Origin of the sequence: Bacillus xiamenensis, from assembly GCF_000300535.1 — a bacterium.
GTDB lineage: Bacteria > Bacillota > Bacilli > Bacillales > Bacillaceae > Bacillus > Bacillus xiamenensis.
Genome location: NZ_AMSH01000051.1, coordinates 1 through 24,157, shown reverse-complemented (window position 1 = coordinate 24,157; position 24,157 = coordinate 1). Strand labels below are relative to the sequence as shown.

General features: G+C 39.3%; 24 protein-coding genes, 1 tRNA gene, 1 other RNA gene, 1 pseudogene, 1 riboswitch and 1 other annotated feature. Of the genes and pseudogenes, 22 read left to right on the top strand and 5 right to left on the bottom strand.

The window, feature by feature from the left end:
• Positions 1 to 72: 72 nt before the first annotated feature.
• Positions 73 to 1,551, bottom strand: a complete 1,479-nt coding sequence (gene pdxR, locus BA1_RS14295) for a MocR-like pyridoxine biosynthesis transcription factor PdxR (protein ID WP_008360331.1) — start codon at positions 1,549 to 1,551, stop codon at positions 73 to 75.
• Between the two features lie 246 nt (positions 1,552 to 1,797).
• Here pdxR and pdxS point away from each other — a divergent pair, with 246 nt between their 5' ends.
• The 15 genes and pseudogenes from pdxS (at position 1,798) to BA1_RS14220 (ending at position 16,050) form a co-directional block, all read left to right on the top strand.
• Positions 1,798 to 2,682, top strand: a complete 885-nt coding sequence (pdxS, locus tag BA1_RS14290; RefSeq protein WP_008360329.1) for a pyridoxal 5'-phosphate synthase lyase subunit PdxS — start codon at positions 1,798 to 1,800, stop codon at positions 2,680 to 2,682.
• Between the two features lie 20 nt (positions 2,683 to 2,702).
• Entirely contained in the window at positions 2,703 to 3,293 is a 591-nt protein-coding gene (pdxT, locus tag BA1_RS14285) for a pyridoxal 5'-phosphate synthase glutaminase subunit PdxT (RefSeq protein WP_008360327.1), read from the top strand.
• Positions 3,294 to 3,346: 53 nt separating this feature from the next.
• Positions 3,347 to 3,563, top strand: a binding site (T-box leader).
• A 49-nt stretch (positions 3,564 to 3,612) separates the two neighbouring features.
• Positions 3,613 to 4,887 (top strand): serine--tRNA ligase, encoded by a 1,275-nt coding sequence (serS, locus tag BA1_RS14280; protein ID WP_008360325.1) that lies wholly within the window; start codon positions 3,613 to 3,615, stop codon positions 4,885 to 4,887.
• Between the two features lie 596 nt (positions 4,888 to 5,483).
• Positions 5,484 to 5,819 (top strand): annotated as a pseudogene (locus BA1_RS19835) (methyl-accepting chemotaxis protein); the annotation flags it as partial.
• A gap of 410 nt (positions 5,820 to 6,229) precedes the next feature.
• Positions 6,230 to 6,314, top strand: a riboswitch (cyclic di-GMP riboswitch).
• A 113-nt stretch (positions 6,315 to 6,427) separates the two neighbouring features.
• Positions 6,428 to 6,997 carry a GTP cyclohydrolase I FolE gene (gene folE, locus BA1_RS14270; RefSeq protein ID WP_008360321.1) on the top strand — a complete coding sequence of 190 codons (570 nt, stop codon included), beginning with the start codon at positions 6,428 to 6,430 and terminating at the stop codon, positions 6,995 to 6,997.
• A gap of 14 nt (positions 6,998 to 7,011) precedes the next feature.
• The gene (locus BA1_RS14265) at positions 7,012 to 7,845 is read left to right on the top strand and encodes a 6-carboxytetrahydropterin synthase (protein ID WP_008360319.1); all 834 of its coding nucleotides are present in this window, start codon (positions 7,012 to 7,014) and stop codon (positions 7,843 to 7,845) included.
• Complete coding sequence (locus tag BA1_RS19545; protein WP_008360317.1) at positions 7,835 to 8,536, top strand: SDR family oxidoreductase; 702 nt, start codon at positions 7,835 to 7,837, stop codon at positions 8,534 to 8,536. Before BA1_RS14265 ends, BA1_RS19545 begins: the two co-directional genes overlap by 11 nt.
• 12 nt (positions 8,537 to 8,548) lie before the next feature.
• Complete coding sequence (locus tag BA1_RS19540) at positions 8,549 to 9,487, top strand: ATP-binding protein (RefSeq protein ID WP_008360315.1); 939 nt, start codon at positions 8,549 to 8,551, stop codon at positions 9,485 to 9,487.
• A 45-nt stretch (positions 9,488 to 9,532) separates the two neighbouring features.
• A complete protein-coding gene (locus BA1_RS14250; protein WP_008360314.1) occupies positions 9,533 to 10,630 on the top strand; it encodes an alpha/beta hydrolase in 1,098 nt (365 codons plus the stop codon).
• A complete protein-coding gene (locus BA1_RS14245) occupies positions 10,630 to 12,195 on the top strand; it encodes a methyl-accepting chemotaxis protein (RefSeq protein ID WP_008360312.1) in 1,566 nt (521 codons plus the stop codon). Before BA1_RS14250 ends, BA1_RS14245 begins: the two co-directional genes overlap by 1 nt.
• A gap of 13 nt (positions 12,196 to 12,208) precedes the next feature.
• Positions 12,209 to 12,529: an STAS domain-containing protein gene (locus BA1_RS14240; RefSeq protein WP_008360310.1), complete on the top strand. Its 321-nt coding sequence runs from the start codon at positions 12,209 to 12,211 to the stop codon at positions 12,527 to 12,529.
• A gap of 6 nt (positions 12,530 to 12,535) precedes the next feature.
• Positions 12,536 to 13,372, top strand: a complete 837-nt coding sequence (locus BA1_RS14235; protein WP_008360307.1) for a PP2C family protein-serine/threonine phosphatase — start codon at positions 12,536 to 12,538, stop codon at positions 13,370 to 13,372.
• A gap of 14 nt (positions 13,373 to 13,386) precedes the next feature.
• Positions 13,387 to 15,477 (top strand): FapA family protein, encoded by a 2,091-nt coding sequence (locus tag BA1_RS14230; RefSeq protein ID WP_008360306.1) that lies wholly within the window; start codon positions 13,387 to 13,389, stop codon positions 15,475 to 15,477.
• A gap of 22 nt (positions 15,478 to 15,499) precedes the next feature.
• Entirely contained in the window at positions 15,500 to 15,811 is a 312-nt protein-coding gene (locus BA1_RS14225) for an STAS domain-containing protein (RefSeq protein ID WP_008360304.1), read from the top strand.
• A 146-nt stretch (positions 15,812 to 15,957) separates the two neighbouring features.
• Positions 15,958 to 16,050 (top strand) — tRNA-Ser (locus BA1_RS14220).
• Between the two features lie 193 nt (positions 16,051 to 16,243).
• On the opposite strand, the gene BA1_RS14210 is transcribed toward BA1_RS14220, so the two are convergent.
• The 4 genes from BA1_RS14210 to BA1_RS14195 all read right to left on the bottom strand — a co-directional run bounded on the left by BA1_RS14210 (position 16,244) and on the right by BA1_RS14195 (position 19,504).
• On the bottom strand, positions 16,244 to 16,903 hold the full coding sequence (locus BA1_RS14210) for a deoxynucleoside kinase (protein WP_008360303.1): 660 nt from the start codon (positions 16,901 to 16,903) through the stop codon (positions 16,244 to 16,246).
• Entirely contained in the window at positions 16,900 to 17,523 is a 624-nt protein-coding gene (locus BA1_RS14205; protein WP_008360301.1) for a deoxynucleoside kinase, read from the bottom strand. Before BA1_RS14205 ends, BA1_RS14210 begins: the two co-directional genes overlap by 4 nt.
• Positions 17,524 to 17,602: 79 nt before the next feature.
• Positions 17,603 to 18,850, bottom strand: a complete 1,248-nt coding sequence (locus BA1_RS14200; protein WP_237739229.1) for a glycoside hydrolase family 18 protein — start codon at positions 18,848 to 18,850, stop codon at positions 17,603 to 17,605.
• A gap of 99 nt (positions 18,851 to 18,949) precedes the next feature.
• The gene (locus tag BA1_RS14195) at positions 18,950 to 19,504 is read right to left on the bottom strand and encodes a cysteine hydrolase family protein (RefSeq protein WP_008360296.1); all 555 of its coding nucleotides are present in this window, start codon (positions 19,502 to 19,504) and stop codon (positions 18,950 to 18,952) included.
• Positions 19,505 to 19,583: 79 nt separating this feature from the next.
• On the opposite strand from BA1_RS14195, the gene tadA reads away from it, so the two are divergent.
• The 7 genes from tadA to BA1_RS14165 all read left to right on the top strand — a co-directional run bounded on the left by tadA (position 19,584) and on the right by BA1_RS14165 (position 23,978).
• Positions 19,584 to 20,060 carry a tRNA adenosine(34) deaminase TadA gene (gene tadA / locus BA1_RS14190; protein WP_008360293.1) on the top strand — a complete coding sequence of 159 codons (477 nt, stop codon included), beginning with the start codon at positions 19,584 to 19,586 and terminating at the stop codon, positions 20,058 to 20,060.
• A 76-nt stretch (positions 20,061 to 20,136) separates the two neighbouring features.
• An RNA gene (gene ffs / locus BA1_RS18810) (signal recognition particle sRNA large type) lies at positions 20,137 to 20,401 on the top strand.
• 330 nt (positions 20,402 to 20,731) lie between these two features.
• Positions 20,732 to 22,444, top strand: a complete 1,713-nt coding sequence (gene dnaX / locus BA1_RS14185) for a DNA polymerase III subunit gamma/tau (RefSeq protein ID WP_008360290.1) — start codon at positions 20,732 to 20,734, stop codon at positions 22,442 to 22,444.
• 25 nt (positions 22,445 to 22,469) lie between these two features.
• Entirely contained in the window at positions 22,470 to 22,793 is a 324-nt protein-coding gene (locus BA1_RS14180; RefSeq protein WP_008342011.1) for a YbaB/EbfC family nucleoid-associated protein, read from the top strand.
• 15 nt (positions 22,794 to 22,808) lie between these two features.
• Positions 22,809 to 23,405: a recombination protein RecR gene (gene recR, locus BA1_RS14175; protein WP_003218094.1), complete on the top strand. Its 597-nt coding sequence runs from the start codon at positions 22,809 to 22,811 to the stop codon at positions 23,403 to 23,405.
• An 18-nt stretch (positions 23,406 to 23,423) separates the two neighbouring features.
• A complete protein-coding gene (locus BA1_RS14170) occupies positions 23,424 to 23,648 on the top strand; it encodes a YaaL family protein (protein ID WP_008360288.1) in 225 nt (74 codons plus the stop codon).
• A gap of 66 nt (positions 23,649 to 23,714) precedes the next feature.
• A complete protein-coding gene (locus tag BA1_RS14165) occupies positions 23,715 to 23,978 on the top strand; it encodes a pro-sigmaK processing inhibitor BofA family protein (RefSeq protein WP_008360286.1) in 264 nt (87 codons plus the stop codon).
• Positions 23,979 to 24,157: the final 179 nt, after the last annotated feature.

Sequence of the window (24,157 nt, the reverse complement as noted above, 5' to 3'; positions counted from 1 at the left end):
AGCCTAATAAGGGTGTTTTATTTGTGTCTCACTCTGCTATGTCAGTCTACATGGAGGGCAGTTTTTTTTATATTAAAAGAAAAGGGACTGTTTGTGGTTATGAGGTGTGGACAAGGCTTGCTGAAAAATACCACATAGCTTTTCCACCCCTTCAGTCAGTGCCTTTTCATTCACATATGAAAAGCTGAGGCGGATATAATTCTGTTTTGGTTCCCCAGGATAGCAGACAGAGCCTGGCAGGAAGGTAATTTGCTTCTTTCGTGCCTCATGTAACAGTGCACGTGTATCGACCCAGGAAGGAAAGCTGAGCCACAAATTGAGCCCGCCCTGAGGAATTTGCCAAGTGACGTCCTTTGGCGCATGCTTCGTTAAAACATCCATCATTAAATCACGTCTGACCTTCAAGGCTGTTCTTAATTTTTTTGTATGATCAATCATTTTCTTCGATGTGAGAAACGGTAAAATGGCCTTCTGTGTGAGAAGTGGACTGCCTAAATCATTATTGGCCTTTGCAGCAAGTAAACGGTTAAATATAGAACCTGACGCTGTAATAATTCCAATTCTGCACCCTGGAGCCAATGTCTTACTTAAGCCTCTTAAATAAATGACATGTCCATCGTGATCCAGACTTTTAATAGGAGCCGGCGGCTTTTTCTCAAAATAAAGTTCACGGTAGGGATCATCTTCTACGATAAGACAATCGATGCTTTGTGCCAATAAGAGAAGCTGTTTTCTTCGTTTCATGGACATACTGGCGCCTGTTGGACTGTGAAAAGTAGGAATTGTATAGATGAGCTTCGGTTTATATTTATCACAAATGCTTTGCAGCTGCTTCATGTTCATTCCTTCATGATCTACAGGAACTGTAATGATTCTTGCCCCTCTGCCCATAAAGACGTCAATCGCGCCTGGATAGGTTGGTGCCTCCATGACGACGACATCGTCCGGTCCGATGAACGTCCGGGCTACTAAATCAAGCCCTTGCTGAGAACCACTCGTCACAAGAATATTGTCAGGAGTAGAAGGCACATCTAATTTTTCTAAAAAAGATTGAATGACCTGACGAAGCTGAAGATCACCTTGTATTTCCCCGTATTTCGACATAATTTGAGGATGGCGTGCCAGTACATGCTGCATTTCTTTTTCTAGATAACGGTTAGGTAAAAGACCAGGATCAATCATAGAGGAAGAAAGGTTAATGGCTTCTTCTACATAGTGATACTGAGCGAATTGAGACCTTGGTAAATAATCTGGAATCGACAATTGCCAATCGAAAGAAGTAGATGGTTGAACAGGGGTGTCTGTGTGCTCTTGCAGTTCATCTACAAATGTTCCTTTCCCTTGTACAGTCGTTAAATATCCGTCGTCCTTAAGGCGTGTATATGCCTTTGCTGCCGTGACAAGACTCACATTGAGCTGTTTTGCTAAATCACGTACAGTTGGCAGCTTATCCCCTTGCTGAAGAAGTCCAGATTGAATGTGATCAATAATGGAAAAGTAAATCTGATTTGAAAGAGATGTATCTGAGTGTCGATGGATATCAATATGCATGAGAATCCTCCAATGAGTGCAAAATTGTTATACATTGTGTTGGATTGTTATAGTTGCATTATAGCATGTAAATCACACTTAAAAGAGAAAATGATACCTTTATAGCTGTAAAACCTTGATATATAAAGGTTTATCCTTTTTTATCAGCTAATTGAATTGTTATACTATTCTCTTTATTGTTATACTACCTCGCTTGTATGATAAAGATGTTGAATCAATCGAATAGACAAATGGGAGGAAACAATTGTGAGCAATAAGGGAACTGAACGAGTAAAACGTGGAATGGCAGAAATGCAAAAGGGTGGCGTCATTATGGATGTCGTCAATGCTGAGCAGGCAAAAATCGCAGAAGAAGCAGGTGCAGTGGCAGTGATGGCGCTAGAACGAGTGCCAGCTGATATCCGTGCAGCAGGCGGTGTTGCCCGTATGGCAGACCCAAGAATCGTGGAAGAAGTGCAGAATGCAGTAACGATTCCAGTCATGGCAAAAGCACGTATCGGCCACATCGTGGAGGCTCGTGTTCTTGAAGCACTTGGTGTCGATTATATTGATGAAAGTGAAGTGCTAACGCCCGCAGATGAGGAATTCCATTTAAATAAGAAGGAATACACAGTACCTTTCGTATGTGGATGTCGTGATTTAGGCGAAGCAACCCGCCGTATTGCAGAAGGCGCATCCATGCTGCGTACAAAAGGTGAACCAGGAACAGGAAACATTGTAGAAGCTGTACGTCATATGAGAAAAGTCAACGCTCAAATTCGAAAAGTAGCGGCGATGAGTGAAGATGAACTGATGACTGAAGCAAAGAATCTGGGAGCACCTTATGAATTATTGCTTCAGATTAAAAAAGACGGCAAGCTGCCAGTCGTGAACTTTGCAGCTGGAGGCGTTGCGACACCAGCTGATGCGGCGTTAATGATGCAGCTAGGGGCAGATGGTGTATTTGTCGGATCAGGAATTTTCAAATCAGAAAATCCTGCTAAATTCGCAAAAGCGATTGTAGAAGCAACGACTCATTTCACAGATTATCGTCTCATTGCAGAACTGTCTAAAGAGCTGGGAACAGCTATGAAAGGAATTGAAATTTCAAATCTACTGCCAGAAGAACGTATGCAAGAACGTGGCTGGTAAGTAAGGGAGCGCAAATGAACATGCTAACAATTGGTGTACTAGGGCTTCAAGGAGCGGTGAGAGAGCATATTCAATCGATTGAAGCTTGTGGCGCAGCGGGAAAGGTCATCAAACGATTAGAGGAGCTAGAAACTGTTGACGGTCTGATTATCCCTGGTGGAGAAAGTACGACGATGAGAAGACTCATGGATACGTACCAATTTATTGAACCGATCAAAGCGTTCGCAGCTCAAGGGAAACCGATTTTTGGGACATGTGCTGGTTTGATTATGCTGGCAAAACATATAGAAGATCGAGAAGATGCTCATCTTGGACTGTTAAATGTATCTGTTGCTCGTAATTCGTTTGGCAGACAGGTAGACAGCTTTGAAGCAGATGTAGAAGTGAAAGGGCTGGATGCACCGTTTACAGGGGTGTTCATCCGTGCGCCTCATATTATCAGCGCAGATGACAGCGTAGAGATCATGGCTAAGTACGATGGCAGGATTGTAATGGCGAAAGAAAACAATATTTTAGGTTGCTCTTTTCATCCAGAGCTGACAGACGACCACCGGTTAACACTGCTGTTTGTTGAGATGGTGAAGTCCTACAAAACGAAGCAAGCTGTATAAAACGGTTGAAAAGAGATAAAACTTATAGTACATTAAAATCACAATCAAAGATCGAAAAAGCGTTGACGGGAAATAGTAAGAAGCCCCTCTTTCTCAGAGAGCCGATGGTTGGTGTGAATCGGTGAAAGATGCATTCTGAATCCATCCTTGAGCGAAATGCTGAAACACGAGAAGTAAGCATTTACGGTGATGCCGTTACAGAGGAAAGAGGAAAGCATGCTTTTGCATGTTTTCAATCAGGGTGGCAACGCGAGAGCTCTCGTCCCTTTCATGGGATGAGGGCTCTTTTTATTTTTCGATAAAAAAAGGAGTGTAACACATGCTGGATATTAAACAACTGCGCACGGACTTTGATCAAATCAAAGAAAAATTAGCACACCGAGGCGAAGATTTGGCGGATTTTGATAAATTTGGTGAGCTGGATCAAAAAAGAAGAGAATTAATCGGTAAAACAGAAGAATTGAAGAGCCGAAGAAATGAAGTATCACAGCAAGTGGCTGTTCTAAAAAGAGAAAAGAAAGACGCCGATCACATTATTCAAGAAATGCGCGAGGTAGGCGATGAGATTAAGAAGCTGGATGATGAATTAAGAACAGTAGAGGAAAGCCTGAAAACCATCCTGTTCTCCATTCCAAATATCCCTCATGACTCTGTACCAGTTGGTGAAACAGAAGACGACAACATTGAAGTGAGAAAATGGGGCGAACAGCCAGCATTTTCATTTGAGCCAAAGCCGCATTGGGACGTAGCAGATGAGCTAAATATTTTGGATTTTGAACGAGCAGGAAAAGTGACAGGAAGCCGCTTTGTTTTTTATAAAGGACTGGGCGCACGTTTAGAGCGTGCACTTTATAACTTTATGCTCGATTTACATGTGGATGAGTTTGGTTTTACTGAAGTACTTCCACCTTACATGGTCAACAGAGCAAGCATGACGGGGACTGGACAGCTTCCAAAATTTGAAGAGGATGCTTTTAAAATTCGGGAAGAAGATTATTTCCTCATTCCAACGGCTGAAGTGCCAATTACCAACATGCACCGTGACGAAATCCTTGAAGGGGATCAGCTACCAATCAATTATGCAGCATTCAGTGCTTGCTTTAGATCTGAAGCTGGATCTGCCGGCAGAGATACACGCGGACTCATTCGTCAGCATCAATTCAACAAAGTAGAGCTCGTGAAATTTGTCAGACCAGAAGAGTCTTATGAAGAATTAGAAAAACTAACAAATCAGGCAGAAAAAGTTCTTCAATTATTGAACCTGCCATACCGTGTCATGAGCATGTGTACGGGAGACTTAGGTTTCACAGCTGCGAAGAAATACGACATCGAAGTATGGATTCCGAGCCAGAATACGTATCGTGAAATTTCTTCTTGCAGTAATTTCGAAGCGTTCCAAGCAAGACGAGCAAATATTCGTTTCCGCCCAGAACCTAAAGCAAAGCCAGAACACGTCCACACATTAAATGGATCTGGTTTAGCGGTAGGAAGAACAGTGGCAGCCATTTTAGAAAACTACCAACAAGAGGATGGAACAGTGATTATTCCTGAAGTACTACGTCCTTATATGGGTAATAAAGATGTGATCAAATAAGATGCCGCCTTGGCATCTTATTCTTTTTACCTAAACTTCTACAGCTTTTATAAAATAAGCCGATAAAAAGACTAAAAGCTTCTAGGAAAGAAGGAATAATCTTGAATAGGCTTGACTATTATGTTGAAATGGCGCATTTACTCAGAAAAGTTCTAGATGACAGTATCCTTTTCTGCATCTCTGATACAGAAAAGGTGCTTTGTTATTACCCGTCGAGTACAGTAGATTTTGGCATTAAAGCAGGGGACCCATTGAACCCAGAAGACCAAAACGTGGCGACAACATTAAGTGGACAAGAATACGACGGTTATTTACCGGAGTCTTTATATGGCTATGAAATTGCTGTAAAAGGTTATCCTATTTTTGATGAAGATAAAAAGGTGATTGGTTCTTTTTTAGTGGCTTTTTCACATCATCGTGAAAAGCAATTAAGCGGCTATATGGAACATATCAATAAAGTAGCGAAAGAACTACAAGGTGGAATTGAGCAAATTGCTGCACATTCACAAGAGCTGGCTGCTACTAGCTTAGAAATAAGCGAGCAGGCTGGAAGAGCAGAAGAGAAATCGGCGAATATTGAAGAAGTCGTCAAAACCATTGGCGGGATCGCGAGACAGACAAACCTGCTAGGGCTCAATGCTGCAATTGAAGCGGCAAGAGCAGGTGAAAATGGAAAAGGCTTTGCTGTTGTTGCAGATGAGGTACGTAAGTTATCAGATGGATCAAAGGAAGCAGCTGAAACCATTAATACATTTTTAAAAGAAATCCAAGACAGCATAGGCACTTTGTCTGAAAACATCTCACAAATCAGCAGCTCAACAAACGAACAGGCCAAACAAGTGACAGACTTTACTAAGATTATCGAATCATTAAATGATTTTAAAGAAGAGATGAATCATTTTATTGAAGAAATTAGACAGGATACGAAATAGATCAATCATCACGTGAGAATTATTGCAACCTAATATAATGAGCATGAATATCTATGCCTTTTAAAAAAGATCGTCATTGAATTGACGATCTTTTTTTTGTGCTAAATGAAGGGAAAGATGAGATATGGAGAAAAATCTAGAATAAATATATGAAGTCAGTTTTGCATTTTTTTTTAAAAAAACTAAAAAAATCAATTTTTTCTTGATTATTTCTATAATTGATCGGATAATGGGATTATAGGCCTATTTTAAAAATAAGATTAAACAGGATTTTATACCTATTAATTGCTGTTTTTTGTCATATTAGTTGAATTGATGATTTTAGTGCCAAGGGAGATAGAGCGATTGAATAAAAAGACGTGTTCTAACGTCTCTATAAAATTATAAATAAATATATTAGAGAAGAATACCTTCGATAATGGCAAACTTGTTGAAAGATAAGGACGCAAAGCTACGGGTCTAAGGCTGAAAAGCTACGATCGCCGGGTTACCGAAAAAGGATTGAGAAGTGAGAGGAATAGCATGACAAATTGCTACTCCTCTTCAGAGAGACTCGACAATCTTTTAGTCGGGTCTTTTTTGTGCGTAAAAAATAGGAGGAAAGTACTATGAGTGATGATTTGAGAATGGGTCTATTGGAGGATCAGATTCGAAACATGCTGGAATTGCTCGGGGAAGATCCAACTCGAGAGGGTTTACGTGATACACCGAAGAGAGTAGCAAAAATGTATAAAGAAGTGTTTGAAGGGATCGGAGTAGATCCTGAAACGGCTTTAACAACAACATTTGAAGAAGAATATGAAGGTATGGTAGTTGTCAAAGACATCAATTATTACACATTTTGTGAGCATCATCTTATACCGTTCTTTGGAAAAGCACATATTGGCTATATTCCAAAAGGGAGAGTCGTAGGATTAAGCAAATTTGCAAGGCTGGTCGAATTGATTTCAAAGCGCCCGCAAGTTCAGGAGCGTATGACACAACAAATGGCGAATGCCATTATGAATGTCTTGCAGCCAGAAGGCGTTATCGTAAGTGTGGAAGGACAACATCTATGTATGTGCGCTAGGGGAGTGAAAAAACCAGGTAGTTCCACAGTCACAACTATTAAAAAAGGTTTATTCAAAGAACAACAATCTTTGGTTCATGAGTTTGAGCAGGCTTTGATAAGAGATTAAAAGGAGGGTATCACATGCTTTATTTATCTAGAAAGATGTATTTCTCATCACTTCATTCCTATAGGGTGAAAGAATGGAGTGATGAATATAATCAGCAAGTATTTGGCCCTTGCAGTAACCCAAACGGACACGGCCATGATTATACACTTGAAGTAATGGTCAAAGGGAAACTTAATAGACAATCCGGGATTGTCGTGAATATCACAGATATTGATAAGGTAGTTAAATCATTTGTAGCTGAAAATCTAGATGGGAAATTTCTGAACATGGAGAACGATTATTTTAAACATCACATTCCTACAACTGAAAATATCGCAACCTATCTTTGGGAATCTTTAGACGGGAAAATCGATCACTGTCAGATTCATAAAATTCGCCTTCATGAAAACAACTTTTTATATTCCGAAAAGGAGGATGGACAATTGGTCCGATTAACACGTAAATATCATTTCTGTACAGCACACCGTTTGCATAGTGAACAACTTAGCGAAGAGGAAAATCAGGAACTCTTCGGGAAGTGCAACAATCCATACGGTCACGGTCATAACTATTATTTAGAAGTCACTGTAAACGGGGAGCCTGATCCAGTGACAGGAATGATCGCAAATTTAAGTGACATCGACAGTGTAGTAGAGAAAGAGATCATGGAGAGATTTGATCATAAACATTTGAATTTAGATACGGAAGAATTTAAAGACCTGAATCCGACGTCTGAGAATGTAGCTGTCGTAATTTGGGACCTGTTATCTCCCCAACTGACTAATTTATTTAAGATTGGTCTTTATGAAACAGAAAAGAATTACTTTGAATATTGCGGCCCACAAGAGGATATGAAGTATGGCGCATGATGAACGATTAAAAGGTAAAACAATTTTAATCACAGGTGCCAGTAAAGGAATAGGACAGAAAACGGCTCTTCTCCTTGAAAATGAGGGAGCAAATCTTGTACTTGGAAGTCGTAATTATCAAGAAAAACGTAGACAAAACGTACTCGAACTACCGCTTGATGTAAGGGATGAACAGTCTGTTCAACAATTTGCAGCAAGGGCTATTCATGAATTTGGTTGTATTGATGTCCTGATTAACAGTGCAGGATTGGGTGTATTTGACAGTATTCTTGATACGTCCATTGAAGCATTTGATCAAATGATATCAACCAATTTACGAGGATCTTTTCTCATGTCCAAATGTATAGGAAAACATATGGTAGAAAGAAAAAATGGTCATATCATCAATCTTGTATCTGTAGCAGGTACAACGGCTCTTCCAAACTGTGGAGGATATTCCTCTTCTAAATTTGGTTTGCTTGGTTTAACGAAAGTGATGCAAGCTGAATGGAGGAAGCATGGTGTGCAGGTAACGGCCATCATTCCCGGCGCTGTCAGTAGTGATTTTTGGGAAAACATTGAACCAAAACCAGATCTCGATGCTATGATTCCGACTGAAACGGTGGCAGCTTATCTACTCAGCTTAATTGCTCAGCCTCCAGGTGCATACGTTGATGAAATCACGATTATGCCACCATTAGGCATTCTATAGGGAGGGAGCTTTATGAGGCGGCTGATAGATAAAGTGTTCAAAGATCACACGGTTGAAAGAGGATTTCAGTCTCTTCCCCTCGATCTTTCATATAAAGAGGTTGAGTATCGAACGAAGAGGGGGTTTCTCGCCAGAAAACTTTGTTACTACACAGGTACAAAGGTGGCAGATGGTGAGGATGTATTTTATAAATCTCTGGCGCGTTCTGTGTGTGATGAGGAAAGCGATGGACAAGAATACTTTCTTTTTATGAGCGAACAGATGCTGACATGGGCAAAAGAGAAAGATCACAATATACGAGAGAACATTTTAAGGATGAATGTTAAGGCCAATTTTCAAAATGCGATGTTAAAGGCCTATGAAATATTTAAAGAAGATTTGTTAGCACCTGAAAAAAGTGGACCCGCACCTCAGTCCTCCATGTGGGAAGAATGGAAAGTATACAGAGATGTCATCTTGGCTTCTACTCAAGGGAAATTTCTTCTGGCTTCAGAAGAGGACCTCGTAGGTTTTAAAAAAGGCAGGATATTTTGTGAAGGAGAAATCAAACAGCTTTCTGATATTCCGAACTGTCGCCATATGGCTCGGGATAGCCTTGAAGCCATGGGGTATAAAAATTCTACGACTATGGGATGGCTGCTTGTTCTCTCAGAAGCCATTACCAACACAATTAAGCACGGTGAAGAAGGAAAGATGACACTTATAGAGGATAAAGATCAAAATGAAATTCGGTTTATCATTGAAGATCGCGGACCCGGATTTTCACTAAAAGAACTACCTAAGATGACATTGCTTGCTGGTTATTCTACTAAGAAATCAATGGGACAAGGCTTTACATTAATGATGAAAATGTCAAAACAGGTTTCTTTGTATACGACATCTGAAGGCTCCACGATCATTCTATCTTTTAATAGAGAAGAATTTTCAGGGGATGTAAAGGTAGAGGGATAGAGCACACTGCCTATCCCTATCATATTTTAAAAGGAGTGAAGATGAATGATAAAGATGGATTCCGTTGTCATTTCAAAAACCATTCATCGAACATTGAAAACGGCAAGATTACTTGATGTTTTTTGGGAAAGATGGCTCGTGCATGGTTTAGAAGAGAATGACCTGCAAGGGGCCAGATCCGATATCCATTCTTTAGAAGGATGGTATACGACATGGTCAAAGCTTGCAGAAGACAAAGAAAAAAGAGGAAGAGAATTGGAAGTGCTACAAAACTATAGGGAAGCGGAAAAGAATTATCGCCAAGCAGCACTTTATTACATTCTAAACTATTGGATCGATCCCTCTTACTCAGACGCTAAAATGGGTTGGTATCAAAAAAGTTTAGATTTTATGAGGAAAGCAGATTCTCTTTCAGATACAACAACAGTGTATCAGAAACTGTTATTAAAAAATCATATCATTTGTTCTGGCCGAATTAGGGTTCCGAAAAACCAAAAAGGGGTCATCATCATTGTAAACCCTATCGATTCAACGAAGGAAGAGCTTTATTTGTATGAAAAGGATTTCTTGCAAAAGGGGTTTATCACTATGAGTTTTGATGGCCCTGGTCAGGGAGAGACGTTTATGGTGAATGGTGTAATCGGAACAAGAGCCAGATGGGAGAATTTTATTCATCAAGTGATCGATCATGCTAAGAAAACCTATCCTCATCTGCCTATCTATTTATTTGGAACAAGCCTAGCAGCATCATGGGTGCTATACGGGAGCTCTAATAAAAATGTAGATAAAGTTGTAGCTGTTAGTCCAGCAGTAGAACTAGAGCGGATGAATATGCCTAGTTATTTCATGAAACGTATGGAATGTTCATGCATAGTAGATGACAAAGACGAAGAGGAAACAGAAAGATCGATTCCAAAATTCGATGACATCAAGTATAGAGCACCCGTACTTGTTTTTTACGGAAGTCAGGATATGATGATCACCAAAAATGAGTTTAGCAGACTTTATGAAAATATTTCGTCTGAAAAATGGTTGGTTGAATATAAAGAAGAAGGACATGTATGCAATCACAAGCTAAAAGAAATAAGAGACATTGCCTGTAGCTGGATTTCAGGAGAATTCAACATGAAAGAGGAGCAATGATGAAAGGTAAAAAGATCACCTTAAGGAAACAATTCCTAATAAAAGTGCTTTCCATTTTGTTTATCATCGCCATCATATCTGGACTAGCACAACTTTACTATATGAAAGAGCAAATCGTTAAACAGTCACATATTCAGGCGACAGCAGTAGCAAATACAATGATAAGAGGGTTAGAACAAACGGACTTGGCAACATCTACAATTGAAAACCAGATTGATTCAAAGTTGGTTTCTTATGCGAGTCATATCGGTACTCTTTTAAAGGGGAAAAAGGCAAAAGAAATCAAACAAGATGAATTAAATCGAATCAAAAAAAAGCTCGGATTAGCTGGAATTTCAATTTTAAAAGAGACACCAGACGATTTTGTTGCTATTCAATCGACCCAGAAAGCAGAGATTGGCTTTAGCTTTAAAGAATATGGGTACTTCGAAGTTGGAAAGCTCTTAATGAGCGGTAAATTACCTGAAGTACCGGGAGCTACGTATACCAATCCATATACACTTGTATTGCCAATTGCCAAATCAGCTTCTCACACTGATCAATCAAAGTTTTTCAAATATGCATACTACTATGAAGAGGGAACTGATTTTATTATTAACCCGTTTATAGAAGCGAATGAAGTCAATCACTACATGGAGAATGTGGGACCTGACACAGAAATCAAGAAATTGGTGAAAGACAGTGAATTTGTTGAAGAAATTGGCGTCTTGAATCCAAAAGTAATTGCTAACCCTTCTCTTGAAAAGCAAATATATCCTCCATTAAAAAAAATCGAAGCTGGAAATTTTAAATTTGCCACAGAGAAAGATACGCAAATGCTGACACAATCCAATTTGAAAACGCAAACTTTAATTGAGACTGTGAAAGATAAAAAATTGTATAAAATGTTTATCCCTTTGAATGAAAATCGTGTTATTTATATTGCACTCGACTATAACAAAATGAGTGGACCTCTTTACCGTTATTCAATCATTCTCATTATTTCCGGTCTTGCATCACTTGTCGTGCTCTTCCTTTTAACAGCTAGATTTTTTAACCGAATATATGAAAATATTCAAAAGATTGAAAAGCAGATTGCCTCACTTAAAGAAGGGGATTTGACGGTGAAAAGTGAGATCAAAGACGGCAGTGAACTAGAGGTTTTATCTAAAAGCACGAATCGGATGGTAGATAAACTTAATAAACTGATCACTGACACCCGAGAACAAGCTAACAAGACTCAACGACTATCTGTGATGCTTGAATCGGAAGCGTCTAATTCTGTAGAAAAAATGTATACATTATCGACGGAATCAACGATTAAGTCCAGAGAACAGCTAAATGAAATCATGAATTTCCTTGATGAAATAGGAACTTTTATGAAAAATGCACCTCAACAAGGAAATGTAAAAGAGATACTAGATAAAGTGGATGAGCTTAAGAAAATCGCAAAAGATAAAACGGCAGCTACAACAGATATGACAATTACACTTTCTGATCTTATTCAATCGCTGCATGAACAGGCGAGTGAGTTATCAGATATTTCTAGGTCACTACTTGATTATATGGGCAAATTTAAATTATAAGGAGGAGATACTGGTGACCGGATTACAAATTAAAAAAGAAGTGCATGAATCGACGACTACTTTGTATTTACACGGTATATTGGACATCTCTACGACAGGTTCGATTGACCCTTTCTTAGAGGATATGACAATGGTTAAACTGCTAGTGATTGATTTCAGTGGGCTAGATTTCATTGATTCTACTGGAATAGGTTCAATCATGAATGCGATATATCTATCACAAGAAAAAGATTTTACTTTGCGGCTACAAGGTGTTGATGAACTCACACATCAAGTGTTTGAAATGGTTGGGCTGTATCAGATTCTAGAAGCCCTCAACGGGGAGGTTGTTTAGTCGTATATGAATAAACTAAAAAGCTCCCATAAGAAAAAAGAGCAAGATGCTGAAGATCGAACGCTCCAGCGTGAAATAAATATGGCGCGAAACATTCAATCGACTCTCCTCAATGGGGAGGTTCCTTCTTTCGCAGGAGGAAAAGTAGTTGGTTCAACGGTACCTGCACGGCTAATAGGCGGTGATTATTATGATTTTTATCCGCTATTGAATGGGAAAATAAGAATTGTGATTGGAGATGTGATGGGAAAAGGCATTCCCGCAGCAATGCTCATGATTCTAACTCGTGGTGCTTTTCGAAGTGCTGCCGAAAGAACTCAAGGACCAGGTGATAACCTTACGGCGATGAATCAGGCAATTTATAAGGATTTACGTGCTCTAAAGTCATTTGTTACGTTATTTTGTGCAGATTGGAATCCCAATACGAGAATACTGACGTATGCGAATGCCGGTCATAATATTCCGTTATGGATAAGTGCTAAAACAAAAAAGGTCTCTGAACTTCCGAGAACAAAAGGAATAATGGTTGGAGGCCTTCCGAATCAAGTGTACCAAGAAGAATCTATAAAACTTGGTGACCACGATACGATCTTTTTTTATACAGATGGAATTGTAGAAGCCCAAAATGGTAGCAGTGAGCAGTATCAGATCGAACGATTGATTGAAACGTTAACTGAGAATCAGAAAAAGCCTGTGAGTGAGATAGAGAAATGCGTGATGAATTCAATTCATCAATTTACTAATGGTACGCAGCAGAAAGATGATATCACAATGGTCATTTTAAAAGTTGAAAGAGAACAATCAGACAATCCCAGTCTGAATGCATCTAAATGTAGGAAATAAACGGGGGTGATTTTGTGCAAAACATCATATCAAAAGGGAAAAATATAAAGGAAGCAATATCGATTGGGCTCGAACTAATGGATGCGACAAAACAAGAAGTGAATATTGAAATACTTCAGCAAGAGACCAAGGGGTTCATGGGCATTTTAGGAAAACAAGCTGTTGTCAAATTGACACGGATGACCGCAAAAACCCCGAAACCTGAACTGAATGTGTTGGATGAGTTTGAAAAAATGATTGAAAATGAACAGTCTCCGTTACCGGAATTTGAAAAGGGAATTGAGGAGGAATCATCTCCATTATCTGAGCTTGAGATATATAGAAAGAGAAAACTTCAAATGGAGGAATTATCAGGAAAAGTATGGGTGGAAGAAGGTCAACTTAAATGCAAATCTTCCCCTAACAATTTTCCAATGGTTACCATTGGAGAAGGTATTCAATTATTTAAAGATAATCAACTTGTAAAAGAAAAAACACTCATTGTTTCAGAAGCGAACAACTATGCTGTGAAAGTGGAAGATGAAGCAAGAGAAACCCGCTGGTCCATCAAGATGGATGCTAGTAAATTAATAGTAGAATTGAAGATAGATCCTGGATATACGCTTAGAAGATCAATTAAAGATACTGCGCCCGAACAACATATTGATCTTAAGGTAGAAGAAAAGAAAGAGATTGTCAACACTCTACAATATGCTGATATTATGAAGAAGCTTGAAGAACTACGAGTGATCCATGGTTTTTATCAAGATGAAATCATCAAAGCAACTCAGACCAATACTGAAGGAACGTTTCTCATTGCTGAAGGGATTAAAGCACAGCCAGGAAAAGATGGTTGGGTTGAGTTAAAAGTGAATGTAGACGATATAGATGAAGGACCTAAGGAGACAACAGGTGGTCGAGTAGATTTTCGTGAAACCAAGACGCTTTCAAGTGTGGAACGAGGACAGGTGGTGGCAATCATCCATCCTCCTGAACCTGGAAAAATGGGTTATACCGTTACCAATGAGCCGCTTCCGGCAAAACAGACACATCCAATTACCGTGCGTGCGGGTAATGGTATAAACGTGGTAGATGACAAAATAGTCGCGACTTTATCCGGACGTCCTCTGTTAGAAAAACGGGGTAAATTGGTTCGAGTAGCTATTCTTCCAAAACTGATTCATAAAGGGAATGTCGATTTGGCATCAGGGAATATTCGGTTTAAAGGAGACGTTGAAATTTTTGGTGAAGTGGATGAACGGATGGTTGTGAAAGCAGAAGGGGACGTAACGGTTCATAAGACCATCACAAACGCTACAATCACTTCCGCTGGAGCGATCGTCACTTATAGTAACATCATTAGTTCCGAAGTTTCAGCGGGCAAAAACAATCTTTTAGTAGTTGAGCTAGGCGATTTGCTAGGAATTCTTTATCGAGATACAGAACAGATTATTTCTGTCATCAAGCAGCTAACCTTATCACCAGGATTCAAATCAAGTGATTTCGCAAGAGGTGGATTGCAGCCATTGATTCGTATACTGCTCGAAAAGAAGTTTAAGAATTTTCAGTTGAGAGCTAAAAATTATGTCGAGATGGTACGCCAAAATGAAAATGACCTGTTCGATGATGACTGGAAAGAGGTATCTTTGGCGATGACGCAGTTATTTCTGTCAATCACCAAAGAAGTGATATCTATAGATAGAATAAAAGATTTAACATTAAAAATGAAAGAACTCTACGAACAAAGTCAGGACACAGTAGATTCTAACACGTATATTGCGATTCCTAATGTTTTAAACAGCCAATTATATTGTAGCGGCAATATCATGGTACATGGACAAGGAACGGTGAACTCCAAAATTCATTCAGGAGGCAAATTAATGATCAGCGGTAATATTCGTGGAGGGGAGGCCTATGGAAGATTGGGAGTAGAAGTGAATGAAGTCGGTGCAGAAAGTGGAAGACCAACTCTTATTTCTGTTCCAGACGATCAAACAATCATCATCAAAAAGGCCATGGAAGGCACCGTCATTCAACTTGGAACCATGAAACACATTTTTAATCAAACAACTGACAACGTTTGTGCTCGACTGGATAGAGATGGAAAGCTCGTACTACATTATTAATTAGTTCTTGGAGGAATGCGTCATGATTATATATTCAACAGAAGAAAAAAATGGGGATCTTGAAGTCAAAATTCAGGGGGATCTTGACATTGATAGTACCGAAATTTTTGATGAGCAACTTCTCCCGCTTTTAGAAACTTATCAAACAGTTAACTTAAACTTCGAGCAAGTACCTTTTGTTGACTCATCTGGTATTGGACTTTTAATGAATACAGTCCAATCACTTGGAGAAAAAGGGACAAAAGTTACCATTTCTCATGTTCAGAAAGAAGTGAAAGATATCTTCGAACTTCTGCAAATTCCAGATATTTTTGGTGAAGGTGTCGTTTTATAATGTATTTATATTTACAGAATATAAAAAGCAGCCTCTAGTGGGTTGTTTTTTTATGATATTGATCAAGTCAGGATAACCTTTTAATTTTTTTTGAAAAGATGTTGACTTCAAATAAGATGATATGATATATTAACTCTTGTCGATACGGAGGAATACCCAAGTCCGGCTGAAGGGATCGGTCTTGAAAACCGACAGGGGTGTCAAAGCCCGCGGGGGTTCGAATCCCTCTTCCTCCGCCATATTGATTTTACCTTACTTGAATACCCAAGTCATGCTGAAGGGATCGGGCTTGAAAACCGACAGGGGTGTCAAAGCCCGCGGGGGTTCGAATCCCTCTTCCTCCGCCATATTGATTTTACCTTAGTTGAATTGAAACGCAAGCATAAAAATTGGAAATTGTCAAACCGCTGCATTCGAAATGCAGCGGTTTTTTTATTTTGTTTTAGAACGATTTTTTTGAATAACAGAAGCAATTTCGTGAAGAATGGGATCAAGTGAGCTTTCATCATGAAATAAGTCATAATCTTCGATATTAATTTTAATCACTGGGCACAGATCAAATTGTTCAATCCATTCTGTATATCGAGTGTACATTTCTTCCCAATATGCTCGATCGGTTTGAGTTTCCATTTCTCTTCCGCGCTCTTCGATACGATGCAATATATGATCTAAATCCCCATGCAAATAAATAAGGACGTCAGGATGAGGGAAATAAGGCGTCATCACCATTGCCTCAAATAGACTCGTATACGTTTCATAATCTACCTCTGACATTGTGCCTTTGTCAGCATGCATTTTAGCAAAAATGCCAGTGTCCTCATAGATGGACCGATCTTGTACATATCCTCCACCCGACTCAAAGATTCGCTTCTGCTCCTTAAAGCGTTCAGCTAGGAAATAGACCTGTAAATGAAAGCTCCATCGTTGGAAATCTGAGTAGAAAGGCTCTAAGTATGGATTATCATCTACTTTCTCAAGAGAGGTTTGAAATCCTAGCTTGTCCGCTATTGTTTTCGTCATGGTTGATTTTCCGACACCGACTGTCCCGGCAATTGTAATGACCGCATCTTTTGGAATTTCGATATTTTTCATAGCACTTGCTCCTTTATGTTCTGTAAAATTTGCTGGTAATCTTGCTGTGAGGAAACGAAGTCTGTATGATCTCCTTCAATTGTAATGATAGGAAGCTCTGGCTCAGTTTGTTTTAAATGTTCAATGGCCAGCTCATAATCTTCAATCAGGGTCTTTAAATACGCTGGGTCAATGTCTTCTTCAAAAGAGCGTCCTCTCATCTTTATTCTATTCAGTAAGGTGGGAAGGCTGGCTTTTATATAGATCATGGCATTGGGTTTAGGAAGATCATCTGTTAGCAAGTGATAGATCTTTCTATATTTATCCATGTGTTTTTTTGATAAGGTTCTTTCTGCAAATATCATATTTTTATAGACATGATAATCAGTGACGATCGGCTGCTGTTTTTTCACATAGTTTTCTTCTATAGATTCTAACTGTTTAAACCGATTGCATAGAAAGAACATCTCAAGCTGAAAGCTCCATTGCTCCATATCTTCATAAAATTTATCTAAGAATGGATTTTCTTCTACAATCTCTTTCACTAAAGGGAATTGAAATTCCTTCGAAAGCATTGTAGCCAAAGTTGTTTTTCCGGCTCCGATTGGGCCTTCCACTGCAATAAAAGGGGCAGGATACATAGGCGTTCTCCTCTATCTGTAAAGTTGTCAAACCAATGTATATTGTACCATACCCCTTCTGAGAGATAGAGCGAATGAATTACGTTGTCGTTCTTTTTTCAATATTAAATTGATCTGATAACAAGAGCCAGTTTTGTGGGAAAGATAGACCTAATTTCCAATAAGCTATCCCATTTAAGTTTAACTCTTTGATGAGATTAAACTTGGCTTGAATGGACCTTGCGTCTTCGAACCAAACCTCATGCTCTTTGTTGTTGGCATCGGTATAGCGGAAATAAGGTGCTTGTGCTGTTTCGTCGTATAGAATGGATACATTATTCTCTCTAGCAATTGCGATTGCTTGTTGAGGGCTGACAGCTTTGGCGATAGGGCCACCCTGAACATAAGGAAGAGTCCAATCATACCCATATAAATTCTGACCCATCACAATTTTATTGGCTGGGATGACAGTCAGTGCATATTCAATGACTTGACGGACAGGTCCAATCGGAGAAACGGCTTGTGCAGGCCCGCCGCTGTATCCCCACTCGTAGGTCATCAACACAACATGATCGACGATCTTACCGATCGCTTCATAGTCATGAGCCTCATACCACTTTCCCTTCTGTTCACTACTTGTTTTAGGGGCAAGTGCAACGGAAATGGTCCATCCCTGTTGGTGAAAACGAGTGGTTGCCTCTCTTAAAAATTGAAGATAGGCATCTTTATCAGCAGGACGTAAATATTCAAAGTCAAAATGGATTTCTTTTAATTGATACTTTTGAGCAACGCGGACGATTTCATTTAAAAATGTCGTTTTGACAGATTGGTTTGTTAAAAGAATTCGTCCAAGTTCATCACTAAATTTTTCATTCTCTAGATTTGTGACCACCATGGATAATACAGTTCTGTTTTGAGTGGCAATCTGAGGTAGTTGATCTAACGGCGGTTCTCGAAGTGTTCCGTCTCTTTGCGCTTGAAAACTAAAGGCGCCTAGGTGCGTTAAATATGGAGATGCCTCTCTGGCTGCTTGTTTTAAATTCTCGCTCACTTGATTTCCACGTGGTTCAATATAAGCATTAGAATTAATGTTTCTTTTCGGTCTTTGTGGAATATAAAGCAAGAAACGAATAGGCAGTATCGCTTCAGGTCGAATCCGATTCACTCGTGCCAATTCTTCCACTGAAATTTGAAATTTATTCCCAATTTGATAAAGTGTGTCATTTTGTTTAACTTCGTAGAATTGACCTCTAATTGGAATTACAATTGTTTGTCCAACGACAAGTTGATTAGGTGTTTCGATGTCGTTGGTACGGATAATTTCATTTACTGTTGTTTTATAGCGCATGGCAATTTCATTTAAAGTATCTCCTCTTTTGACAACATAAATTTGAATAGTCAACGCCCCCTTTGTTATTGCTAACAATTTATGAGGGTGATGGATAAATCATGTTTGATTTTCATTCGTGATCTCTTTAGCAGTTGTGATATTTGCAAGAAGAACGTTCTCCATCATCGTTAAAGCGTACTCGTTATCTCTCTCATCGTTTGAAGCAATACAATCTTTAGGTACAATCATGTTATATTCTCGCATGTAAGCGTCATTTGCGGTGAACAGAACGCAAATGTTTCCAGCAATTCCAGTTAAAATAAGATCTTGAATACCTAGTTCATTTAGGAGTGTCTCTAGTCCTGTACCATAGAAGGCAGAGTGTTTAGGTTTTATTAAGAAGTAATCATCGTTTGATGGTGCCATTTGCTCTAAAATAGGGGCGCTTCTTTCGTTTTTACATGTTTGTATGACAGCTTGAATATCAGCCTTCCAGAGTCCGTAGTGATCGTTGATATAGATGATTGGCCAATTTTTCTTGAAAGCGTGCTGTTTAAGGGATAAAATTTTATTGGTCATATGCTCTGTTTTTTCAGCGAGCACATGTCCCATGTCAAAATCAAAATTATTGATCATGTCGATAATAAGCAGCGCCTTTTGGTGCTTTGACAATATAAGACCCCCTTCAAAAGATTGTGGTAATATGTTAACCTCAATATCCTTTAAAAAAACATGAAAAGAGAGCTGTGCCATGACGAAAGATGAACAGTTTATGCAAGAAGCCATTTCTGAAGCTTTGAAAGCAGGACAAATAGGAGAAGTGCCAATCGGTGCCGTTATCGTTGTTGATGATCAAATTGTTAGCCGTGCTCACAATTTAAGGGAAAGTGAGCAGCGATCCATTGCCCATGCAGAATTACTTGCCATAGATGAAGCGTGTAAAACGATCGGAAGCTGGCGTCTAGAAGATGCTGTACTTTACGTTACGCTTGAACCATGCCCAATGTGTGCAGGCGCTATTGTACTTTCTAGAGTGAAAAAGGTCGTTTTTGGCGCATATGATCCTAAAGGTGGATGTGCAGGTACTTTAATTAATTTATTGGATGATGAGCGATTCAATCATCAGTCTGAAGTCGTTGGTGGTGTGCTTGAAAATCAATGTGGTGAGCTGTTAAGTCAGTTCTTTCGAGACCTCCGTCAGCGTAAGAAGCAGGCGAAAAGTAAATGAATGGATGTCGTTTGCAATTTCAGCAGTAAGAAGGTATACTTATGTCTGCGTCATTAACAATTTAATATTCATTTTGCCGTGCTAAGCGGGGAGGTAGCGGTGCCCTGTACTCGCAATCCGCTCTAGCGAGGCCGAATCCCTTCTCGAGGTTCGTTTACTTCAAGGTCTGCCTTAAATAAGTGGTGTTGACGTCTGGGTCCTGCGCAATGGGAATTCATGAACCATGTCAGGTCCGGAAGGAAGCAGCATTAAGTGAAATCTCTCATGTGCCGCAGGGTTGCCTGGGCCGAGCTAACTGTTTAAGTAACGCTTGGGGTAGCGAATCGACAGAAGGTGCACGGTAAATCAATATTAAATGTAACTCATCTAGTTTATCTAGGTGAGTTTTTTGTTGCTGTTGAAAGAATACATCTTTTGCTTTGTTTAAACAAATAGCGAAAAAGTCTTTTTTGAAGTGAGCTATTTTTTCAACAACCACAAAGAGAACTGGTGTTCTTGTTGGTCTGACGAGTCATGTCAGAAATTTGGAAAATACGTTTTTCATTCGAGAAAAGTAAAGAATCTTTACATGGAACGCCCTTTTTCGTTTATTAGAAAATAAAGGTGTACTTTTGAATTGATCGTTGCTTCATGTATAATGAAAATGATGATAAATGGAGGAGGGCGTATTTGTGAGTTATCAAGCTTTATACCGAGTGTTCAGACCTCAAGTTTTTGAGGATGTTGTTGGACAAGAACACATCACAAAAACGTTGCAAAATGCCCTTTTGCAGAAAAAGTTTTCTCATGCTTACTTATTTTCAGGTCCTAGAGGAACAGGTAAAACAAGTGCTGCCAAGATCTTTGCAAAGGCAGTGAACTGTGAAAAGTCACCTGTTAGTGAACCGTGTAATGAATGTGATGCTTGTAGAGGAATTACAAACGGTTCGATTTCAGACGTGATTGAAATAGATGCTGCCTCGAATAATGGGGTAGATGAAATCCGAGATATACGTGATAAAGTGAAATTTGCTCCTTCAGCGGTTACATATAAGGTTTATATTATAGATGAGGTACATATGCTCTCTATTGGGGCATTTAATGCACTCCTTAAAACGCTAGAGGAACCGCCAGCTCATTGTATCTTTATTTTGGCTACCACAGAGCCTCATAAGATTCCTCTTACCATCATATCAAGGTGTCAGAGATTTGATTTCAAACGGATTACGACAAAAGATATTGTTGGAAGAATGGAGAAAATTGTAGATGCAGAAAGCCTAAATGTACAAGAGGGTTCACTCGAGATTATTGCTAGTGCAGCAGATGGTGGTATGCGTGATGCACTAAGCCTCTTGGATCAAGCGATTTCATTTAGTGGTGAACAGCTGACAATTGATGATGCACTACTCATTACAGGTGCTGTATCTCAGCATTTCATTAGTCAGCTTGCTGAAGCGATTTTCGAACAAAATATCGCGATAGCGTTAGATACATTAAATGAATTGCTTCAACAGGGGAAAGATGCTGCAAAATTAATAGAGGATATGATCTTTTACTTTAGAGATATGCTTCTTTATAAAACAGCACCAGACCTTGAAGGTGTCCTTGAAAAAGTCAAGGTCGACGAAAAGTTCGTTTCGCTTTCAGAACGTGTGACACCTCAGTTTCTTTATGAGACGATTGAAGTACTGAATAAGAGCCATCAAGAAATGAAATGGACAAATCATCCAAGAATTTTCTTTGAAGTTGCTGTTGTGAAGCTTTGCCAGTCAACGGCTGGTGCGACACCATCTTATGCTGATTCTGATTTAACAGCGTTAACGGATAAAATAGACAGACTGGAACAGGAGCTCTCTAGGCTAAGAGCTGAGGGTGTACCGATGTCTCAGGCTCAAAGCCCTCAAGAAAAAAGGGAAGCCCCTCGACCGCAAACGAGTAACAAAAATGGCTATCGTGCACCTGTCGGCCGCATTCATGAGATTTTAAAAGAAGCGAAGCGGCCGGAGCTAGAAAAAATAAAAGGCAAATGGGGAGAGCTTCTTGCCCAATTGAAACAGCAAAATAAGGTATCTCACGCTGCGCTATTAACAGACAGTGAACCTGTTGCGGCTGCATCTCATGCCTTTGTTTTAAAATTTAAGTTTGAAATACATTGTAAGATGGTGGCTGAAGATAAAAGTGGTGTTCGGACCAACCTTGAGCAACTGCTAGAATCTATGCTAGGAAAAAGAGTGGAATTAGTTGGCGTTCCTGACGCTCAATGGGGTAAAATAAGAGAAGAATTTTTAAGAGATCATCAGCCGGATGAACAGGCAGATGGTCAGGCCGCTTCTGCTGAAGAGGATCCATTAATTGCGGAAGCAAAGAAGTTAGTAGGAACCGATTTGATTGAAATTAAAGATTAACAAATTGAAAGAGAGTGGTGTTCATATGCGCGGTGGAATGGGAAATATGCAAAAAATGATGAAACAAATGCAAAAAATGCAAAAGGATATGGCTAAGGCTCAAGAAGAGCTTGCAGAAAAAGTCCTTGAAGGTACGGCAGGTGGCGGTATGGTCACTGTAAAAGTGAATGGACAAAAAGAAGTCGTGGATGTAGCAATTAATGAAGAAGTTGTTGATCCTGAAGACATCGATATGCTTCAAGACCTTGTGCTTGCAGCGACAAATGATGCATTGAAAAAAGTTGATGAGCTAACAAATGAAACAATGGGTCAATTCACAAAAGGAATGAACATGCCAGGTTTATTCTAGGAGGAATAACTGAAAATGCAATATCCTGAACCAATATCAAAGCTGATTGATAGCTTTATGAAATTGCCAGGAATCGGACCTAAAACCGCGGTCCGTCTGGCTTTTTTTGTTCTTAGTATGCAGGAAGATGTCGTACTAGATTTTGCGAAGGCGCTTGTAAATGCAAAGCGTAATTTAACTTATTGTTCTGTTTGCGGCCATATCACTGATCAGGATCCTTGCTATATTTGTGAAGATACAAGAAGAGATCAATCGGTTATCTGTGTAGTACAGGATCCAAAAGATGTGATTGCAATGGAAAAAATGAAAGAATACAACGGCTTATATCATGTGCTTCATGGTGCCATTTCACCAATGGACGGGATTGGACCAGAGGATATTAAAATCCCTGATCTATTAAAAAGATTGCAAGACGATCAAGTAACAGAGGTCATTCTTGCAACCAACCCAAACATTGAAGGAGAAGCGACAGCCATGTATATCTCTAGATTGTTGAAACCATCAGGAATTAAACTCTCTCGTATTGCTCACGGACTCCCAGTAGGTGGAGATTTAGAGTATGCGGATGAAGTCACACTTTCTAAGGCTCTAGAAGGCAGACGTGAGATGTAGGAAGGAGAAGTACGGTACATGGGTTTTCTTCGCAGAAAATCAATTCGAAAAGAATTCGATGAGAAATTAATTCAACAGCTTTTTAAGCAAAAGGAAGAATGGAACAGACAAAAAAAGCTTGTCGCAAACAGCGTTGAGCCTTCACCGGACATTCTATTCGAATTAAAGCTTGCTCAAGCAAAGTACTTTTTCTATCTTAGAGAAGCGAAAAAGAGGAATATACGTTTAAACAACTGGAGATAGCAGGTCTATTTTACATAGTCCTCTCATATGCTTGTACTATTCATATGAAGAGGAGATGAGAGGATTATGGAACCTGTTATTGTGATTGGTTCAATTCTGCTAGCTGTATTATTGTTGTTTATGTCAGGTGTTCAAGCGAATCCATTCAAATGGTTAGGACTTATCGGAGTTAAATTTGTAGCAGGTGCTCTTTTTTTATTTTGCCTCAATTTATTCGGTGAGAGCTTAGGGCTTCATGTCTCCATTAATCCTGTAACGAGCGGAATTAGTGGTTTATTGGGCGTTCCAGGCGTAGCGGCTTTAGTCGTAATTGAAAAGTTTATTATTTAATGCGAAATATTGTTGACTTTGATTATATATGGTGGTAAATTAATATACGTCGCTGATGACGAAGAAACAAAAAAACATAATAACAAAAAAAGTTGTTGACACTAACAATTTGGAGATGTTAAGATGTTCTAGTCGCTTCTGAAGCGGTAAACAAGTTCTTTGAAAACTAAACAAGACAA

Coding starts and splice junctions, on each gene's coding strand:
- pdxR (WP_008360331.1), bottom strand. CDS start 1,551: ATGCATATTGATATCCATCGACACTCAGATACATCTCTTTCAAATCAG.
- pdxT (WP_008360327.1), top strand. CDS start 2,703: ATGCTAACAATTGGTGTACTAGGGCTTCAAGGAGCGGTGAGAGAGCAT.
- serS (WP_008360325.1), top strand. CDS start 3,613: ATGCTGGATATTAAACAACTGCGCACGGACTTTGATCAAATCAAAGAA.
- folE (WP_008360321.1), top strand. CDS start 6,428: ATGAGTGATGATTTGAGAATGGGTCTATTGGAGGATCAGATTCGAAAC.
- BA1_RS14265 (WP_008360319.1), top strand. CDS start 7,012: ATGCTTTATTTATCTAGAAAGATGTATTTCTCATCACTTCATTCCTAT.
- BA1_RS19545 (WP_008360317.1), top strand. CDS start 7,835: ATGGCGCATGATGAACGATTAAAAGGTAAAACAATTTTAATCACAGGT.
- BA1_RS19540 (WP_008360315.1), top strand. CDS start 8,549: ATGAGGCGGCTGATAGATAAAGTGTTCAAAGATCACACGGTTGAAAGA.
- BA1_RS14250 (WP_008360314.1), top strand. CDS start 9,533: ATGATAAAGATGGATTCCGTTGTCATTTCAAAAACCATTCATCGAACA.
- BA1_RS14245 (WP_008360312.1), top strand. CDS start 10,630: ATGAAAGGTAAAAAGATCACCTTAAGGAAACAATTCCTAATAAAAGTG.
- BA1_RS14235 (WP_008360307.1), top strand. CDS start 12,536: ATGAATAAACTAAAAAGCTCCCATAAGAAAAAAGAGCAAGATGCTGAA.
- BA1_RS14225 (WP_008360304.1), top strand. CDS start 15,500: ATGATTATATATTCAACAGAAGAAAAAAATGGGGATCTTGAAGTCAAA.
- BA1_RS14210 (WP_008360303.1), bottom strand. CDS start 16,903: ATGAAAAATATCGAAATTCCAAAAGATGCGGTCATTACAATTGCCGGG.
- BA1_RS14205 (WP_008360301.1), bottom strand. CDS start 17,523: ATGTATCCTGCCCCTTTTATTGCAGTGGAAGGCCCAATCGGAGCCGGA.
- BA1_RS14200 (WP_237739229.1), bottom strand. CDS start 18,850: ATGCGCTATAAAACAACAGTAAATGAAATTATCCGTACCAACGACATC.
- tadA (WP_008360293.1), top strand. CDS start 19,584: ATGACGAAAGATGAACAGTTTATGCAAGAAGCCATTTCTGAAGCTTTG.
- BA1_RS14180 (WP_008342011.1), top strand. CDS start 22,470: ATGCGCGGTGGAATGGGAAATATGCAAAAAATGATGAAACAAATGCAA.
- recR (WP_003218094.1), top strand. CDS start 22,809: ATGCAATATCCTGAACCAATATCAAAGCTGATTGATAGCTTTATGAAA.
- BA1_RS14170 (WP_008360288.1), top strand. CDS start 23,424: ATGGGTTTTCTTCGCAGAAAATCAATTCGAAAAGAATTCGATGAGAAA.
- BA1_RS14165 (WP_008360286.1), top strand. CDS start 23,715: ATGGAACCTGTTATTGTGATTGGTTCAATTCTGCTAGCTGTATTATTG.